Raw genomic sequence first — 15,663 nt, 5'->3', positions numbered from 1 at the left:
TTGTTTACGCATGTCGTTGCCGCAAAACCGCTTCACACGTTTGCGCGACATGCTTTAAGCCTTCACGGCGTCTGGAACTCCGCCACCGGGCCGTTGTCGTCGCGCTTGGCGTTCTTGCGGTCACGCATGAAGCGATCAAACTCTTCCTGGTCCTTGGCGCGGCGGAGTTCACGCAGATATTCGTCGAATTCCTCGCGCATTTCGTCGAGCTTGCGGCGCTCTTCCTCGATCCGGTCGAGCTCGGCCTTACGCCAGTCGTCGAAGGCGACATTGCCGGTCGAGAAATGCGGGCGGTGACGGCCATGCGAACGGCGGCAGGAGGCAAAGAAACCATCGGTCGCCTGGTTGACGTCGCGCTTGAAGCCGCGCAGACGATCGCCGAAGATGATATAGGCAAGCATGGCCAGACCCAGAGGCCAGAAAACCATGAAGCCGAGAATCATCAGGGCAATGGTAGCCGGAGTCCAATCCGGTCGAAGCAATGCTGACTGGTTCATCGTGCGGTATCCTCGCTTTCGGCGCCCGGCAAGATGCCGAACGCTGGAAATCGATGTGGTAACCGCAAGAACCGCCTTCAAGACGATTGCCGGCGAAATCGGACAAAGCCTTGAATCGACGTTGCTAATTCAGACGTTACTGAATCACGCTGTCCGTCCACCCTTGATGACGCGCTGCACGGGGCGTTTGACGGCGGCGCGGGAATGCTGGCGGACGAAATTGACGATGCGCGGCGCGATCTCGCGGCGGAATCGCGAACCGTTGAAAACGCCGTAGTGGCCGACATCCGGCTGGAGATAGTGCATGCGCATATCTTCGGGGATGTTGACGCAGATGGTCTGCGCCGCTCTGGTCTGGCCGACGCCGGAAATGTCGTCATTCTCGCCCTCGACGGTCAGGAGCGCGACCTTGCGGATCGCCGCCGGATCGACGCGCTTGCCGCGGTGCATCAATTCGCCCTTCGGCAGCGAATGCTTCATGAAGACCTGTTCCACCGTCTGCAGATAGAATTCGGCGGTCAGATCCATGACGGCGAGATATTCGTCATAGAAATCGCGATGTTTTTCCGGCTCGCCGTCGTTCTTCACGAGATGCATGAAGAACTCCTTGTGAGCGACGAGGTGCCGGTCGAGGTTCATAGACATGAAGCCCGACAGCTGCAGGAAACCCGGATAGACAGGCCGCATGAAGCCCGGCTGCGGCCAGGGCACGTTCATGATGACATTGTCGGAAAACCATTGCAGCGACCGCTCCTGGGCGAGCTTGTTGACCGCCGTCGGGTTGATGCGCGTGTCGATCGGCCCACCCATCAGCGTCATCGATGACGGCGACAGCGGATCCTGGGCCTCCTCCATCACCGCGGCTGCGACCAGCACCGGCACCGACGGCTGACAGACGGCGATCACATGCGTGTCGTGACCGAGGAAATGCAGCATCTCGATGACATAGTCGACGTAATCGTCGAAATCGAAGGTGCCTTCCGTCATCGGCACCATGCGGGCGTCGATCCAGTCGGTGATGTAGACATCGGCGCTCGGCAGCAACGCCTCGACAGTGCCGCGCAGCAGCGTCGCATAGTGGCCGGACATCGGCGCAACAATCAGGATGCGCGGATCGCTGGCGCGGCCGGGCGGAATGTTGCGCGAGAAATGCAGAAGGTTGCAAAAGGATCGCGACCAGACGATCTCCTCGCGAACGGAAACCGTCTGATCGCCGATCACCGTCTGCTTCAATCCGAATTCCGGTTTCCCGTAGCGGCGCGTCGTACGCTCGAACATTTCGAGGCTTGCCGCCATCGTACGGCCGAACGGCGTCTGGGCGAACGGATTCAGCGGATTGGCATAGGCGAACCGCATGATGTCAGCCGCGGCGCGAAACGGCGCCATGGCGGCATGATTCAATTCATAAAGCTGATAGAACATAGAAGGCGCTGCCTTTCTCTATCGGAAAGATGACGTCGCTTGATAGACATCGAGCTCTTTCCGCACGCTGGCACGTAACGCAGACTAACAGGTTTTTGTTGCACAGCAACATGAACGTCCCAGGCCTGCACAGGAAATGCCAGAGAGTTGATCTCTGGCATCACCATAGAACGGAAAGCTTAAGGTTCCGCTGAGGAAGTGTCGTTAACGATCGGCAACGAAGCTCTGCTTCTGGCTGCCGAGACCTTCGATGCCGAGTTCCACGACATCGCCATCCCTGAGGTAGCGCGGCGGCTTCATGCCCATGCCGACGCCGGGCGGCGTCCCCGTCGAGATGACATCGCCGGGATGCAGCGACATGAACTGGCTGAGATAGGAAACGATGTGGGCGACGCCATAGACCATGGTCTTGGACGAACCGTTCTGCATCGTCTGGCCGTTGACCTTCAACCACATGCCGAGATTCTGCGGATCGGCAATCTCATCCTTGGTGACCAGCCAGGGTCCAATCGGGCCGAAGGTGTCACAGGACTTGCCCTTGGTCCACTGGCCGGCGCGTTCCGTCTGAAAGGCGCGTTCGGACACGTCATGCGACACGCAGTAGCCGGCGACGTGGTCGAGGGCCTCGGCTTCGCTGACATATTTTGCCGTCTTGCCGATGACGACGCCGAGTTCGACTTCCCAGTCGGTTTTCTCGGAGCCGCGCGGGATGAGAACGGTGTCGTTCGGGCCAACGATCGCCGAAGTCGCCTTCATGAAGATCACCGGTTCGGGCGGCACGGTGGCGCCGGTTTCGGCGGCATGGTCGGAGAAATTCAGGCCGATGCAGATGAATTTGCCGGTACCGGCGACGCAGGCGCCGATCCGGCCGGGAGCAAGCTCCGGAAGAATCTTCGGATCGAGCGCGGCGATCCTCGCAAGGCCCGCCGGCGAGATTGCCTCGCCGCCGATATCGGCGACATGCGCCGAGAGATCGCGGATCTTGCCATCGGCATCGAGAAGCGCCGGTTTTTCACGACCTGCTTCGCCAACACGCATCAGCTTCATGGAATGCCTCCTCATCGAAAACGAATTTGCAGCCACCTATGAACGAATTATTCATCGGTGTCATTACGGCTTTGCCCGGAAGCGGTACGGCGTTCCTAGAAAATTTCGGAGAGATCCGGCCCGGCAGGAACGATTTTCGTCGGGTTCAGGCTTTCGACCGAGTAGTAGCCACGCTTGATGTGGTCGAGATTCACCGTTTCGGCAATGCCCGGCCAATCCAGCATGCGCCGGCAGAAGGCGCGCAAATTGGCATAATCCGAAAGCCGGCGCAGATTGCATTTGAAGACGCCGTGATAGGCGACGTCGAAGCGCACCAGCGTGACGAAAAGGCGGATATCGCTTTCCGTGGGGTGATCCGCGAAGAGGAAAGACCTGCCTTCGAATTTCGGTTCGATCCAATCGAGGCAGGAGAAGACATCGGCGAAGGCTTCCTCATAGGCGATCTGCGTGGTGGCGAAACCGGCGCGATAGACCCCGTTGTTGAGGGCGGGATAGATGCGTTGGTTGAAAGCATCGATCTCGGCGCGTCTTTCGATGGGATAAAGGTCAATCGGATTTTTCGCCAGATCGCCGAAGCCGCTGTTCAGCATGCGCAGGATATCGGCCGATTCATTGTTGACGAGTCCCAAAGAACCGGCACGGTGGCGCGGCCGCTGAAGTCAGGCGCTGCCCTCGTATAGATTTCATGCATGTAGGTCGTGCCGTTGACATGATCCTGCGTCGCACCGGGATAGTCACCGAAGCGCCAGCCCTGCTTTGTCAGCGCCGGTTCGACGACGGAGATGGAAATGACGTCTTCCAAACCCTTGAGCTTACGGCCGATCAGGGTGCGCGAGGCCCAGGGGCAGATGTAGGCGACGTAGAGATGATAGCGGCCGAGGCCGGCTTCAAAACCGCCCTCGCCCGTCGGCCCGGCGCTGCCATCCGGCGTCACCCAATTGCGGAAACTCGAAATCTGCCTGACGAAGCCGCCTTTTTCATCCTTTGCCTGAACGGGCTGCCAGTCTTCCGTCCATTTCCCGTTCACCAGCATGCGCATTTCTCCGACCGATTGATTGAAGCAGTCCATTACTCTGCTTCGGCGCGTGCGTAAGGCCGCTTTTATGGAGACAGTCCGTCCACCCAACTGCGACGACGCTGCGCTTGCCAAGCCGGCGAAGCAGGAAATATGACTTGGCTCTAAAGCGCGTCACGATCTTTCAGATTCGCTTGATCCACGCTTTAAGTCCTTGTTTTACGCATGTCGTTACCGCAAAACCGCTGCACAGTTTTACGCGACATGCTCTTGTCCAAGATGAGATGGAGTTCGATATGCACCTCTCCAAGGCCGTCGTACGCACCGAACATGCGAGCCGCTACCTGCAGCAGCTCTGCAAACACTGGAGCCACAAGTTCAGCGTCGATTTCGATCCGCATAAGGGCCGGGTGCCGTTCAGCGATAGCGCTGAGGTGACATTCGCCGCCGACGATGCAGCGCTCACCATGACGCTTTCCGTTGCCGATCCCGACCAGCAGGCAAGGATGCAGGGGGTGATCGACGATCATCTGAAGCGTTTCGCCTTCCGCGAGGAACTCGACATCGTCTGGACCGATTGACCTCAACGATTTTTATGCCCCAACCCTGGAACAAGCATGACGCAGAGCAATAACCGCGAATCCCAATATCCGATCGATCCGATGTTTCTCGACCGCTGGTCGCCCCGCGCCTTTACCGGCGAAATCATTGAGGAGGCACAACTGCTCAGCCTGCTCGAAGCCGCCCATTGGGCGCCGTCCTCTTCCAACCAGCAGCCCTGGCGCTTCATCTATGCCCTCAAGGGCTCTGAGCACTGGGAGAAATTCGTCACACTGCTCGTCGATGCCAATCAGGAATGGGCCAGGAACGCGTCGGCGCTGATCTTCCTCGTGTCACGCAGTTTCACCGGCGTTGCTGGATCCGGCGAGGAAAAGCCGAGCTACACCCATTCCTTCGACGCCGGTGCAGCCTGGGGATATCTGGCCCTGCAAGCGCGCCTTTCCGGCTTCTATGCCCACGGCATGGGCGGCATCAAACATGAGGACATCAGAAAAACGTTCGATATCCCCGAGGGTTACCGGGTCGAAGCAGGCGTTGCCGTCGGCCGTCTGGCCGACAAGAGCGTTCTTTCCGAACGCAATCAGGCGCGCGAAGTCCCGAGCCAGCGCAAGCCGCTCTCCGAGCTTGCCTTTAACGGCCATTTCCTAGTCAACTGAGCGAGATCAGAATAAGCGAAAGCCCCGCCGTTCTGCGACGGCGGGGCTTTTTTGTTGAAGGCATATCGATCAGATATCGAGGTTTGCGACGCTCAGCGCATTGTCCTGGATGAATTCGCGCCGCGGCTCGACCTCGTCACCCATCAGGCGGGCGAAGAGACCGTCCGCGTCGGTGGCGTCGGCAACCTTGACCTGCAGCAGCGAACGGACATTCGGATCGAGCGTCGTTTCCCAGAGCTGCTCGGCATTCATCTCACCGAGACCCTTGTAGCGCTGCATGCTGAGACCCTTGCGGCCGCTGGCAAAGATCGCGTCGAGCAAGGCGCGCGGCCCTGAAATCTCGATGTCGCCTTCGCGCCGGTGCAGCGACGGCGGCGTCTGATAGATTTCCTTGAGGCGCGCGGTCAACTGGTCGATGTGCCGGGCATCGGAGGAGCCGATGAGCGCCATGTCGAGCACCACCACTTCCTTGACGCCGCGGACCATGCGCTCGAGGCGCAGGCCGCCATCGCTCGCCAGGTCGCCCTGCCAGCCGCGTTCGGTCTCTTCGGCAATGATGTCGAGACGGCTTGCGACCTCGCTCGCCAACGCCTGCGCTCTTGTCTGATCACTGACGAGCTCGGCGTTGAGAGCACCGGCGATCGCCGCCTGTTCGACGACGGCGCGATTGTAGCGCGAATGGAGATTGTCGAGCAAAGCGCGCATGCGCAGCGCATCGAGGATGACTTCGCGAAGGTCCTGTCCGGTGCGGACCTCGCCGCTGCCGAGCCTCAACGCGGCATCCTCCAGACCCTGGGCGATGAGATATTCCTCGAGCGCCTTCTCGTCCTTCAGATACTGCACCGACTTGCCGCGTGCGACCTTATAGAGCGGCGGCTGGGCGATGTAGAGATGGCCGCGCTCGATCAGTTCCGGCATCTGGCGGAAGAAGAAGGTGAGCAGCAGGGTGCGGATGTGGGCGCCGTCGACATCGGCATCCGTCATGATGATGATCTTGTGGTAGCGCAGCTTTTCGGCATTGAACTCATCCTTGCCGATGCCGGTGCCGAGCGCGGTGATCAGCGTGCCGATTTCCTGGCTGGAGAGCATCTTGTCGAACCTGGCCCGCTCGACGTTCAGGATTTTGCCGCGCAGCGGCAGGATCGCCTGGTTCTCACGCGACCGGCCCTGCTTGGCCGAGCCGCCGGCGGAATCGCCCTCGACCAAGAAGACTTCGGATTTGGCCGGGTCGCGCTCGGAGCAGTCGGCGAGCTTGCCCGGCAGCGAGGCAATATCGAGAGCGCCCTTGCGACGGGTCAATTCGCGGGCTTTGCGGGCCGCTTCGCGCGCGGCCGCCGCTTCGACGACCTTGCCGACGAGGATCTTGGCTTCGCTCGGATGCTCCTCGAACCAGGTGTTCAGCGCCTCGTTGACGAGGCTTTCGACGACAGGGCGAACTTCCGAGGAAACCAGCTTGTCCTTCGTCTGCGACGAGAATTTCGGATCGGGCACCTTGACCGACAGAACTGCCGTCAGGCCTTCGCGGCAGTCTTCCCCCTGCAGCGTCACCTTTTCCTTTTTAGTAATGCCGGAATTGTCGGCATAGGAAACCACCTGACGGGTCAGGGCCGCGCGGAAGCCAGCCATATGGGTGCCGCCGTCACGCTGGGGAATGTTGTTGGTGAAGCAGAGCACGTTCTCGTGATAGCTGTCGTTCCACCACATCGCCACTTCGACGGTGATGCCGTCCTTTTCGCCGCGGATGGCGACCGGCTTGTCGACCAGGGACTTCTTGGCACGGTCGAGATAGGCGACGAAAGCCTCGAGGCCGCCATCGTAACGCAGTTCTTCCTGCTTGATATCGGAATGGCGCTTGTCGGTCAGGAGAATGCGGACGCCGGAGTTCAGGAAGGCGAGCTCGCGCAGGCGATGCTCCAGCGTGCCGTAGTCGAACTCCGTCATGGTGAAGGTTTCGCTGCTCGGCATGAAGCTGACTTCCGTGCCGGTCTCATCGGGCGCGTCGCCGGTGACCTTCAGCGGCGCATCGGCCACGCCGTGGGTGAAGCTCATTTCGTGGATCTTGCCATGGCGGCGGATCTTCAGCTTCAGCCAGACCGACAGCGCGTTGACGACGGAAACGCCGACCCCGTGCAGACCACCCGAGACCTTGTAGGAGTTCTGGTCGAATTTGCCGCCGGCATGCAGCTGCGTCATGATGACTTCGGCTGCCGACACGCCTTCGCCGCTATGAATGTCGGTCGGGATACCGCGGCCGTTATCGGTGACCGTTACCGAGCCATCCGGGTTGAGGGTCACGGTGACGATGTCGGCATGGCCGGCCAGCGCTTCGTCGATCGCGTTGTCGACGACTTCGTAGACCATGTGATGCAAGCCGGAGCCGTCGTCGGTATCGCCGATATACATGCCGGGACGTTTGCGCACGGCATCGAGGCCCTTCAGGACCTTGATGGAATCTGCGCCATATTCGGTGCTTACGCCGTTTTCCGTCGCGGATGTATCGCTCATTCTGTCGAGATTTTCCCTGTTGTCGTAAAGCGGCGGCGCGCCCTGCGAATCACCGGCTTTCTTCACCTTCGTATATAGGTTTTTTGAGCCCGGTTCCCAATGGCAAGTCCCCTGAACAAGCCATTAAACAGGGGATTATGACGCTTTTCCGTCGCCTTTGCCGCCATTTTCGAGAACAGCCGATAGCCGGGCGATCTCGGCGCTGTCAAGATCACGGATCCGCCGGGCCAGCCGGTTGGCGAATTCGGTATATTCCGGCGGCAGGCCGGAGGTGTCGATGACGACGCGCGGGTCGGAGGAACGGGCGAGCAGGAACAGTTCCTCGGCCTCGTCCCAGATGATGTTGAAATAGCCGGCGATGCGCTGCAGCAGGTCGAATGTCGGCAGGCCGCGCTTGCCATGTTCGAGCGCCGAGAGATAGGCGGGCGAGACGTTCAGCGCTTCTGCCATCTCCTTCTGCGAGACCCCTTTGCGCACTCTCAGCCTGCGAACCGCCTCTCCGAAGGGCGTCATGGCTTTTCCCCATGCCACCGCGACAGGCGAATATAGAGCGCGCCCTCACCGCCATGATGCTGTGCGGCGGGCTCGTAGGAGGAGATCAGGTAACGGAATTCCGGCTTCGAGAACCACAGGGGAACCGCCCGTTTCAACGCACCTTCGCTGCCGAGCGAACTGCCTTTGCCGGTGATGACAAGCACATGGCGCATGCCGCGCTCATGGGCGCGGATTAAAAAATCGAGAAGAATGACGTGGGCCTCGCTCTGCACCAGTCCATGCAGGTCGATGCGCGCCTCGAGTGCCAGACGGCCTTTGGCGATCTTGCGCTTGACCGGCCGTTCCAACGGATGGTGCACCTTGGCCGGCTGCCTCGGCGTCGACGGTGGGGCCGGCTGTGCTGCCGTCGGCGAAACGGAGGTCTGCTTTTCGGCTGCCTGCCGTTCGGCTGCCGCTTCCGTTTCGACGAGAAAGGCATCGAGTTCGTTAAGCTCACCGGCCTTGCCCGGCATCGGCCGCGTGCTGCGGGCAACCTTGCCCCACAGGATCCTCTCATCGACGCTGAGCTTGCGATCCCTGGCCATCAGTCGAATCGTCCGGCGGCGGCTTTGGGGATGAGGATGACGAAATCGGCATCGTTGCGGACGGTGCCGGCGCGCGCTCCGGCCAAGTCCCCCGAACCAGTGAAGATATCGCCGCGCGCAGGCCCGACGATCGCCGAGCCCGTGTCGAGCGCCAGCATCAGCCGGCGGAAAGGGCGGCCGTGATCAAGATGGGTGAGGCTGTCGGCGCGGATGAAAAAGGGGAAACCGAACGTATGGATCATCCGGTCGACCGCAAGCGAGCGCCCGGCGAGAAGCGGCACCTTGGCGGCGGCGATCGGACCGGCCTCAGGATCGGCAACCGCCGCTTCCCGGAAGAAAATATAGGAACGGTTGTGCCATAGCACCTCGTCCACCCGCTCGGGATTGCGGGCCAGCCAGGTGCGGATCGACTGCATGGAAATCTCGGCGCGGTCGATCTCACCGCGGTCGATCAAAAGCTTGCCGATCGCCGAGAAGGGATGGCCGGCCTTCGCCGCATAGGTGATGCGGCCGATGCGGCCGTCTCGATAACGCAGGCGCGCGGCGCCCTGCACGTGCACGAAGAAGACATCGACTTTCGATTTCGCCCAGGCGATTTCGAGGCCGCGGCCGTCGAGAAAGCCCTGGTCGATCGCACGGCGATCCGGATAGGCGCCAATGCGGCCATCGTCATGCAGGCGGCCGAAAACATAGGATCCATCCAATTCGGCCGGGCGATTGCCGTCATCGAGATCGATCAGATCGTTCGGACGGCCGTAGAAGGGGAAACGGAAAACCTCGTCCGGCCGATCCGATACCTCGATCTCCGGCTCGTAAAAGGCGGTGACGAAACCGGAACTACCGTCCTTGCGGCGGATCAGAAAGGGCAGGCAACGCGTTTCGAAAAAGGCGCGCGCCGCTGCCGGCGACGACGGCGTAAAATTTTCAGCGTCCATGAGCAGCGGAAGCAGGTCCTCGGCGCTCAGGCCGAGCGACCCGGTGCGGTAGGGTTTGACGTCGGTAATCTGCCGGCGGCAGTGTCGCATCACTTCAAAAAGGCCGGAGGGATCATCATCCTTCCAGCCTTCCAAACAATCGAAGCTGATGGCCTGCAGGACGAAGCCCGATGCCTGATCACTCATGTTCCGATTCGGTCGCCACAAGTTTCCAGTTCGGATCGCGCGAACGGGTGTCGCGGGCGAAGGTCCAGAGATCGTTGACCTCGGCGACGTTTTCGGCGTCGCCCTCGATCAGGACATCCGCCTTGTCGTAAGTCGCCGATATCATCTGGCTGACGATGCGCACGGTGATCTGCGCTTCGCTGCCCTTCGTCTCGGCATGGGTGATTTCGGCCTTGTCGATACCGACGAAGGTGGACTTGACCTTTTCGCCGCGGGCTTCGCGCTCGGCGATCGCCGTCTCGAATCCGTCATAGACCTCGCGGGACAAAAGGCTCTTCAGCGTTTTGCGGTCGCCGTCGGCATAGGCCATGACGACCATTTCGTAGGCCATGCGGGCGCCGTTCAGAAACTCCTTCGGGCTGAAGGAAGGATCGGCCTTGTTCAGAGCGCGCAGCGATTCATTCAGCGGTGTCCCCGGTGCGGCAAAAGCGTCGATGGCGGAGAAGCGATTCTCATCGTCGGCCGTCGCATCACGGCGCGGCAGGGTCACGACCTTACCGGCATCAGCGGCTTCGGGTGGAGCCGCATCTCGCGGACTATAGAGATCGCGCGGCGGCTTCTCATTTCCTGTGCGGCGCCCGAGCACGGAGCGGAGCTGAAAGAAAATCAGCACCGCCGCCACCAGGAAGAATAATGTGATGAAGTCGTTCGAACTCATGTCGTATCGCAACCGCCGTTAACATCTCTGATTTGTACTCCCATATAGTCCGCCTATACAGATGATTCAAATCATGGCTGGCATCTTCGCCGGCGCCACGAGGAGACCGGCAAACACCGGGACATACCACTATGCGTTTTTCAATTCTGCCGGCTTTCATTCTGTTGCTGCCGCTTGGCGAAATTGCCGGCTTCGTCGTCGTCGGCCGGGCGATCGGCCTGGCGCTGACGCTTGCGCTCGTCATGGCGAGTTTCATTCTCGGCGTGGTCCTGCTGCGCCGGCAGGGGATCGGTATCCTGCGGCGCATGTCGAGCGAAGGGCGGAACGGCGTCATGCCCGGACGCGATCTGCTGAAGCCGGCGATGACGGTCATTGCCGCGCTGCTCCTGATCATTCCCGGTTTCCTCACGGATATCATCGCCATCCTCATTCTCATTCCGCCGGTGCGCGATTTCGTCTGGCGGTCGATCGCCAAACGCTTCGTCGTCGTCAACGCCAAAGGCGGCTTTTCCGACGGCCCAAATGCCGATTTCCGCGATCGCAACTCAAATTCAAAGGTGGTCGATCTGGACGAGGAGGACTATCATAGGGAGCCGGATCGTAACTCGCCATGGTCCGGCAAACATCTCGGTGACTGAGGTCTTGCCGGCGAGCGGGTGCGGCTTGCGCCCAGGGTTGTAAGCCCCTCCCCGAAATGTTAGATGGCGGCACCATTCCCATGCCCTTCGAGGAAAAGCCAATGGCAGACGATAACAACAGCAACGGCGCGACCAACCCCACTCTTTCGATCCTTGCGCAATATACCAAGGACCTCTCCTTCGAAAATCCGGGTGCGCCGCGTTCGCTGCAGGCCCGCGACAAGGCTCCGACGATCAACATCAATGTGAACGTCAACGCCAATCCGCTTTCCGACACGGATTTCGATGTCGTGCTGTCGCTGAATGCCGAAGCCAAGGACGGCGACAAGACGGTGTTCCATACGGAACTCGTCTATGGCGGCGTCTTCCGCGTCGCTGGTTTCCCGCAGGAGCACATGCTGCCGGTTCTCTTCATCGAGTGCCCGCGCATGCTCTTCCCCTTCGCTCGTCAGATCATCGCCGACGTGACCCGCAATGGCGGCTTCCCGCCGCTGATGATCGACCCGATCGACTTCACACAGATGTTCGCTCAGCGCGTTGCCGAAGAACAGGCCCGCGCCAAGGTTCAGGCCGTTCCGAACTGATCGAATTCTTTTGATTCTGATATGCGGATGCCCGGGCCGGTCCCGGGCATTTTCAATTCGGGCTGGCGTATTTCGCCCAGATGCCCTTTTCGCCGAGCTTGGCGACCAGCGCCTCGTGCGCCTGCGCTTCGGACTGGCTGAGGCGGGAGCCAAGCGGACGAGGGCGTTCGAGCGCCGCGGCAAACGCCATATCGTCTTCCATCGCCATTTCACCGCGGGCCGTCTGGCCGGGTTGACCCGATATGCTAAGGCCGAACGCTGCCTGTCTGCCGCCGATCATCTCGATATAGACTTCGGCCAATAGTTCGGAGTCGAGCAGCGCGCCGTGTTTGGTACGGTGCGAGTTGTCGATGCCGTAACGCCGGCAGAGCGCGTCGAGCGAATTCGGTCCCATCGGGTGCTTGCGCCGCGCCATTGACAGCGTATCGATGACCTTGTCCGGCAGGATCGGCGGCAAACCAATGCGCGCAAATTCAGCGTTGATAAAGCCCATATCGAAGGTCGCGTTATGAGCGATCCATTTCCCGTCGCCGAAGAAGGCGAGAATTTCGTCGGCAACCGCGGCGAAAGGCTTTTTGTCCTTCAGAAACTCATCGGTGATGCCGTGTACTGCGAGTGCATCCGGATGGACCTTCTGGTCTCCGGGATTGATGTAGATATGCAGCGTGTTGCCGGTCGGAAAATGGTTGAAGAGCTCGATGCCGCCTATTTCGATGATACGGTCGGCACGATTATCGAGGCCGGTGGTTTCCGTATCGAAAATGATCTCACGCATTCCGGAAATCTCCCTTGGCAATCCGCATTTTCAGCTCGGCGATGATCTCAAGCACCTGCGCCCTCGTCTCGGCAATGCTGTGGCTGGTGTCGACCAGATAATCGGCGCGGCGTCTTTTTTCCGCATCCGACGTCTGGCGAGAGAGAATCATGTTGAATTTTTCCTCGGTCATGTCGTCGCGCGCAAGCACCCTCTGGCGCTGAATCTGTGGATCGGTGCTGACGACGACGATGACGTCCACTCTTTCCCAGGCGCTGGTTTCAAAGAGCAGCGGAATATCGAGCAGCACCATTTCGGCGCCGTCTGCCCGTTGTTTCGCCAGAAATTCCATTTCGCGTTTGCGAACCAGCGGATGGACGATCGCTTCGAGGCGTTTAAAGCCTTCGGGATCGAGCGCGAGCTGGCGCCCCAGCTCATGCCGGTCGACTGCTCCATCCTTCATCGTGCCGGGAAAAGCGGCATTCACCAACGGCGCTGCCTCGCCGGCGTAAAGGTCGTGGACCACGGCGTCGGAGTCGTTCAAGGGGATTCCAGCCTCGGCAAAGAGTTTGCCGACCGTTGATTTTCCCATTCCGATTGAACCGGTGAGTCCGATCTTCAGCATCAGTGGACTTCCATGTCAGCAACGATCAGAGCGCGCAACGCCGCGTCGACGACGGGGCGCTTGCCGAACCATTTTTCGAAACCGGGAACAGCCTGGTGCAGCAGCATGCCGAGACCATCGACGACCGACAGTCCCTGCTCTTCCGCCTGTCTCAGGATCGGTGTCTTCAGGGGGATGTAGACGATATCGGTGACGACGGCATCCGCTGCAAGCGGCGCAAAATCGATCGACGGCGCCGCTTCGCCATCCATGCCGAGCGAGGTCGTGTTGATGAAAAGGCCGGCGCCATGCATGACTTCGGCAAGCGCGCCCACCGGATGGGCTCGAACTCTCGGACCGAAGCGATCAGCCAGCTCTCGTGCGCGTTCGATGGTGCGGTTGACGACGTGGATTTCTTTAAAGCCACGATCGCGGACCGCCTGAATGATCGCCCGGCTTGCGCCGCCGGCACCGAAGACCACGGCCGTATCATGACGGTCCCAGCCGGGATGGCGCTCATCGAGATTGGCGGTGAAGCCACGGCCGTCGGTATTGGTGGCATGCAGGAGGCCATCCTCCAGCCAGAGCGTGTTCGAGGCGCCGAGTTCGTGCGCCAGATCGTCCGGCTTGTCGGCGAGCCGGAAGGCAAGTTCCTTATGGGGGATGGTGACATTGCCTCCGATGAAATCGGAACTGCCGTCCTTCAGCGAGGCAATGAAATCGGGAAAGGCATCGGGCGCCACCTCGTGGGCGCGGTAGCTGCCCGGTAGGCCAAGCGTCTTTAGCCAGTATCCATGTATCAGCGGCGAGCGCGAATGCTTGATGGGAAAGCCCGTGACAAACGCATTCGGCCCCAGTGTTTCACGTGAATCATCCATCGATCGCCCCGAATTCTCGCAATTTTCCCAGGAGCGGAAGCATCGGCAGCCCGAGTATGGTGAAATAGTCGCCCTCGATCTTCTCGAAGAGTTGAACGCCCTCGCCTTCCAGTTGGTAGGCGCCGACGCTAGAAAGCGCCCGTTCACCGACCCGCGATAGGTGCCTGGCGATGAAATCTTCCGTCAAGGGTCGCATCGTCAGTTCCGCATGGCCGACATGCTCCCACAAGACGGCGCCGCCGCGGACGATCGCGATGGCGCTGTTCAGCCGGTGGGTCGTGCCCGACAGGGCGCGAAGGTGGTTCGCTGCGTCGCCCATGTCCTTCGGTTTGTGGAAAACGCGGTCGCCGAGCGACATCGTCTGATCCGAACCGATGACGAGACCCTCGGGAAAACGGGCGCTGACATCTTCGGCTTTAGCCTTGGCCAGGATGCAGGCGACGGTATCCGGCTTCGCACCGGCTTTTTCCAGCGGCGCCTCAACCGCCCTTTCGTCGATCTCCGCGGGGTGCGCCTCAAAGGAGAGACCGGCATTTTCCATCAGCATCCGCCGAAAAGGGCTCGACGATGCAAGGATGAGTTTCGGTGTCATGGATTCTTCCACTCCCGGCTTTTCGTCAGCGCTTAGCGCAGCTTCGGGCGGAGGGCAACAATGGCGGCCGCCGTTTCCTCGATCGAACGGCGAGTAACGTCGATCAGCGGCCATCCGTGGCGGGCGCAGAGAGAGCGGGCATATTTCAGCTCCTCGGAGATCGTGGCCCGATCGGTATAGTGCTCGCGGTCGAAACCTTGCGTCGTCCCGAGCACGCGATTTTCCCGAACCTGGGAAATGCGGTCGGTGGTGGCGATCAGGCAGACGATCAGCGGTTTTGTTGCCGCGAGCAGGTTTTCCGGCAGGGGTACGCCGTAGACGATCGGGATGTTCGCTGTCTTGATGCCGCGGTTGGCGAGATAGATGCTGGTCGGCGTCTTCGATGTCCGGCTGATCCCGATAATGACGACATCGGCATCGTTGTAATCATCCGGCATCTGGCCGTCGTCATGATCCATGGTGAAGTTCAGCGCCTCGATGCGCGCGAAGTAACCGGCATTCATCACATGCTGGGCTCCGACACGGCGGCGGGACGGAGCGCCAAGATAGATCTGGAACGCATTCATGACCGGCTCCAGCACATTGACCGAGGCGACACCCATCTCGACGCAGCGCTCGTCGATCAGGTTCGCCAGATCGCGGTCGACAATGGTGTAGAGCACGATTCCCGGCGCATGATCGATCGCCTGCAGAACCGGCAGCAGCTGTTTGCGATTGCGGATCAGCGGATAGACATGCTCGATCGGCTGAGCCGATCTGAACTGCGCCGAAGCGGCGCGGCCGGCGGAGATGAGAGTCTCGCCCGTCGAGTCAGAAATCAGGTGCAGATGAAAGAAGTTCGTTCTGTTCTCCACGTTATTTTCCGCTGCCTGTTGAAAAGACTGGATGATGGAGAGCTAAGGCGGCGAGGCTGCCTCGGGCAAGGGAAAACATGCTTGTTTATCCACATTTCGAATTTTGCGGACCGGTTTCGATCGCTCCTGTGGAGGCTGGGGATGAAATCGACTTGTCGT

At 60.4% G+C, this 15,663-nt stretch carries 17 protein-coding genes and 1 pseudogene; 4 read left to right on the top strand and 14 right to left on the bottom strand.

What is annotated here, in order from left to right:
• Nucleotides 1-62: 62 nt before the first annotated feature.
• The 4 genes and pseudogenes from B5E41_RS04135 to B5E41_RS04120 form a co-directional block, all read right to left on the bottom strand.
• On the bottom strand, nucleotides 63-497 hold the full coding sequence (locus B5E41_RS04135) for a DUF2852 domain-containing protein (protein ID WP_064800136.1): 435 nt from the start codon (nucleotides 495-497) through the stop codon (nucleotides 63-65).
• Between the two features lie 144 nt (nucleotides 498-641).
• Entirely contained in the window at nucleotides 642-1,919 is a 1,278-nt protein-coding gene (locus tag B5E41_RS04130; protein ID WP_088391261.1) for a polyhydroxyalkanoate depolymerase, read from the bottom strand.
• A 204-nt stretch (nucleotides 1,920-2,123) separates the two neighbouring features.
• Nucleotides 2,124-2,966, bottom strand: a complete 843-nt coding sequence (locus B5E41_RS04125; RefSeq protein ID WP_088391259.1) for a fumarylacetoacetate hydrolase family protein — start codon at nucleotides 2,964-2,966, stop codon at nucleotides 2,124-2,126.
• Between the two features lie 95 nt (nucleotides 2,967-3,061).
• A pseudogene (locus B5E41_RS04120) lies at nucleotides 3,062-3,999 on the bottom strand (glutathione S-transferase family protein).
• Between the two features lie 278 nt (nucleotides 4,000-4,277).
• On the opposite strand from B5E41_RS04120, the gene B5E41_RS04115 reads away from it, so the two are divergent.
• Together B5E41_RS04115 and B5E41_RS04110 are read left to right on the top strand one after the other, a co-directional pair.
• Nucleotides 4,278-4,562, top strand: coding sequence for a DUF2218 domain-containing protein (locus B5E41_RS04115; protein WP_064805809.1), 285 nt, complete (start codon nucleotides 4,278-4,280; stop codon nucleotides 4,560-4,562).
• Between the two features lie 36 nt (nucleotides 4,563-4,598).
• Entirely contained in the window at nucleotides 4,599-5,198 is a 600-nt protein-coding gene (locus B5E41_RS04110) for a nitroreductase family protein (protein WP_088391257.1), read from the top strand.
• A gap of 69 nt (nucleotides 5,199-5,267) precedes the next feature.
• Here the strand turns inward: B5E41_RS04110 and gyrB are convergent, their stop codons facing one another.
• The 5 genes from gyrB to B5E41_RS04085 all read right to left on the bottom strand — a co-directional run bounded on the left by gyrB (nucleotide 5,268) and on the right by B5E41_RS04085 (nucleotide 10,600).
• Nucleotides 5,268-7,703, bottom strand: coding sequence for a DNA topoisomerase (ATP-hydrolyzing) subunit B (gene gyrB, locus B5E41_RS04105; RefSeq protein WP_064805807.1), 2,436 nt, complete (start codon nucleotides 7,701-7,703; stop codon nucleotides 5,268-5,270).
• A 135-nt stretch (nucleotides 7,704-7,838) separates the two neighbouring features.
• Nucleotides 7,839-8,216: a helix-turn-helix domain-containing protein gene (locus tag B5E41_RS04100; RefSeq protein ID WP_064800131.1), complete on the bottom strand. Its 378-nt coding sequence runs from the start codon at nucleotides 8,214-8,216 to the stop codon at nucleotides 7,839-7,841.
• Nucleotides 8,213-8,782, bottom strand: coding sequence for a Smr/MutS family protein (locus B5E41_RS04095; protein WP_088391255.1), 570 nt, complete (start codon nucleotides 8,780-8,782; stop codon nucleotides 8,213-8,215). Before B5E41_RS04095 ends, B5E41_RS04100 begins: the two co-directional genes overlap by 4 nt.
• Nucleotides 8,782-9,903, bottom strand: coding sequence for a murein transglycosylase A (gene mltA, locus B5E41_RS04090; RefSeq protein WP_088391253.1), 1,122 nt, complete (start codon nucleotides 9,901-9,903; stop codon nucleotides 8,782-8,784). The genes B5E41_RS04095 and mltA overlap by 1 nt, the downstream gene beginning before the upstream one ends.
• Nucleotides 9,896-10,600 carry a Tim44/TimA family putative adaptor protein gene (locus B5E41_RS04085; protein WP_088391251.1) on the bottom strand — a complete coding sequence of 235 codons (705 nt, stop codon included), beginning with the start codon at nucleotides 10,598-10,600 and terminating at the stop codon, nucleotides 9,896-9,898. Before B5E41_RS04085 ends, mltA begins: the two co-directional genes overlap by 8 nt.
• Before the next feature lie 131 nt (nucleotides 10,601-10,731).
• Here B5E41_RS04085 and B5E41_RS04080 point away from each other — a divergent pair, with 131 nt between their 5' ends.
• Entirely contained in the window at nucleotides 10,732-11,238 is a 507-nt protein-coding gene (locus B5E41_RS04080; RefSeq protein ID WP_088391249.1) for an FxsA family protein, read from the top strand.
• Between the two features lie 101 nt (nucleotides 11,239-11,339).
• The gene (gene secB, locus B5E41_RS04075; protein WP_011423412.1) at nucleotides 11,340-11,822 is read left to right on the top strand and encodes a protein-export chaperone SecB; all 483 of its coding nucleotides are present in this window, start codon (nucleotides 11,340-11,342) and stop codon (nucleotides 11,820-11,822) included.
• A gap of 52 nt (nucleotides 11,823-11,874) precedes the next feature.
• On the opposite strand, the gene dnaQ is transcribed toward secB, so the two are convergent.
• The 5 genes from dnaQ to B5E41_RS04050 are packed head-to-tail and all read right to left on the bottom strand — an operon-like array spanning nucleotide 11,875 to nucleotide 15,504.
• Nucleotides 11,875-12,597, bottom strand: a complete 723-nt coding sequence (gene dnaQ / locus B5E41_RS04070; protein WP_088391247.1) for a DNA polymerase III subunit epsilon — start codon at nucleotides 12,595-12,597, stop codon at nucleotides 11,875-11,877.
• Complete coding sequence (gene coaE / locus B5E41_RS04065; RefSeq protein ID WP_088391245.1) at nucleotides 12,590-13,201, bottom strand: dephospho-CoA kinase; 612 nt, start codon at nucleotides 13,199-13,201, stop codon at nucleotides 12,590-12,592. The genes dnaQ and coaE overlap by 8 nt, the downstream gene beginning before the upstream one ends.
• Nucleotides 13,201-14,058 (bottom strand): shikimate dehydrogenase, encoded by an 858-nt coding sequence (locus B5E41_RS04060; protein ID WP_088391243.1) that lies wholly within the window; start codon nucleotides 14,056-14,058, stop codon nucleotides 13,201-13,203. Before B5E41_RS04060 ends, coaE begins: the two co-directional genes overlap by 1 nt.
• Entirely contained in the window at nucleotides 14,051-14,650 is a 600-nt protein-coding gene (locus tag B5E41_RS04055; protein ID WP_088391241.1) for a Maf-like protein, read from the bottom strand. The genes B5E41_RS04060 and B5E41_RS04055 overlap by 8 nt, the downstream gene beginning before the upstream one ends.
• Nucleotides 14,651-14,682: 32 nt before the next feature.
• Complete coding sequence (locus B5E41_RS04050; protein WP_088391239.1) at nucleotides 14,683-15,504, bottom strand: pyruvate, water dikinase regulatory protein; 822 nt, start codon at nucleotides 15,502-15,504, stop codon at nucleotides 14,683-14,685.
• Nucleotides 15,505-15,663 lie beyond the last annotated feature (159 nt).

The organism is Rhizobium esperanzae (assembly GCF_002204185.1).
Lineage (GTDB): Bacteria > Pseudomonadota > Alphaproteobacteria > Rhizobiales > Rhizobiaceae > Rhizobium > Rhizobium esperanzae.
The sequence above is the reverse complement of the archived record's forward strand: the minus strand, read 5'-3'. Positions and strand labels throughout refer to the sequence as shown.

What these genes read in the sequence shown, in the direction of transcription:
- mltA (WP_088391253.1), bottom strand. Translation starts at nt 9,903, where the DNA reads ATGAGTGATCAGGCATCGGGCTTCGTCCTGCAGGCCATCAGCTTCGAT.
- B5E41_RS04085 (WP_088391251.1), bottom strand. Translation starts at nt 10,600, where the DNA reads ATGAGTTCGAACGACTTCATCACATTATTCTTCCTGGTGGCGGCGGTG.
- B5E41_RS04135 (WP_064800136.1), bottom strand. Translation starts at nt 497, where the DNA reads ATGAACCAGTCAGCATTGCTTCGACCGGATTGGACTCCGGCTACCATT.
- secB (WP_011423412.1), top strand. Translation starts at nt 11,340, where the DNA reads ATGGCAGACGATAACAACAGCAACGGCGCGACCAACCCCACTCTTTCG.
- B5E41_RS04115 (WP_064805809.1), top strand. Translation starts at nt 4,278, where the DNA reads ATGCACCTCTCCAAGGCCGTCGTACGCACCGAACATGCGAGCCGCTAC.
- B5E41_RS04130 (WP_088391261.1), bottom strand. Translation starts at nt 1,919, where the DNA reads ATGTTCTATCAGCTTTATGAATTGAATCATGCCGCCATGGCGCCGTTT.
- B5E41_RS04095 (WP_088391255.1), bottom strand. Translation starts at nt 8,782, where the DNA reads ATGGCCAGGGATCGCAAGCTCAGCGTCGATGAGAGGATCCTGTGGGGC.
- coaE (WP_088391245.1), bottom strand. Translation starts at nt 13,201, where the DNA reads ATGCTGAAGATCGGACTCACCGGTTCAATCGGAATGGGAAAATCAACG.
- B5E41_RS04110 (WP_088391257.1), top strand. Translation starts at nt 4,599, where the DNA reads ATGACGCAGAGCAATAACCGCGAATCCCAATATCCGATCGATCCGATG.
- B5E41_RS04080 (WP_088391249.1), top strand. Translation starts at nt 10,732, where the DNA reads ATGCGTTTTTCAATTCTGCCGGCTTTCATTCTGTTGCTGCCGCTTGGC.
- B5E41_RS04055 (WP_088391241.1), bottom strand. Translation starts at nt 14,650, where the DNA reads ATGACACCGAAACTCATCCTTGCATCGTCGAGCCCTTTTCGGCGGATG.
- B5E41_RS04060 (WP_088391243.1), bottom strand. Translation starts at nt 14,058, where the DNA reads ATGGATGATTCACGTGAAACACTGGGGCCGAATGCGTTTGTCACGGGC.
- B5E41_RS04100 (WP_064800131.1), bottom strand. Translation starts at nt 8,216, where the DNA reads ATGACGCCCTTCGGAGAGGCGGTTCGCAGGCTGAGAGTGCGCAAAGGG.
- B5E41_RS04125 (WP_088391259.1), bottom strand. Translation starts at nt 2,966, where the DNA reads ATGAAGCTGATGCGTGTTGGCGAAGCAGGTCGTGAAAAACCGGCGCTT.
- gyrB (WP_064805807.1), bottom strand. Translation starts at nt 7,703, where the DNA reads ATGAGCGATACATCCGCGACGGAAAACGGCGTAAGCACCGAATATGGC.
- dnaQ (WP_088391247.1), bottom strand. Translation starts at nt 12,597, where the DNA reads ATGCGTGAGATCATTTTCGATACGGAAACCACCGGCCTCGATAATCGT.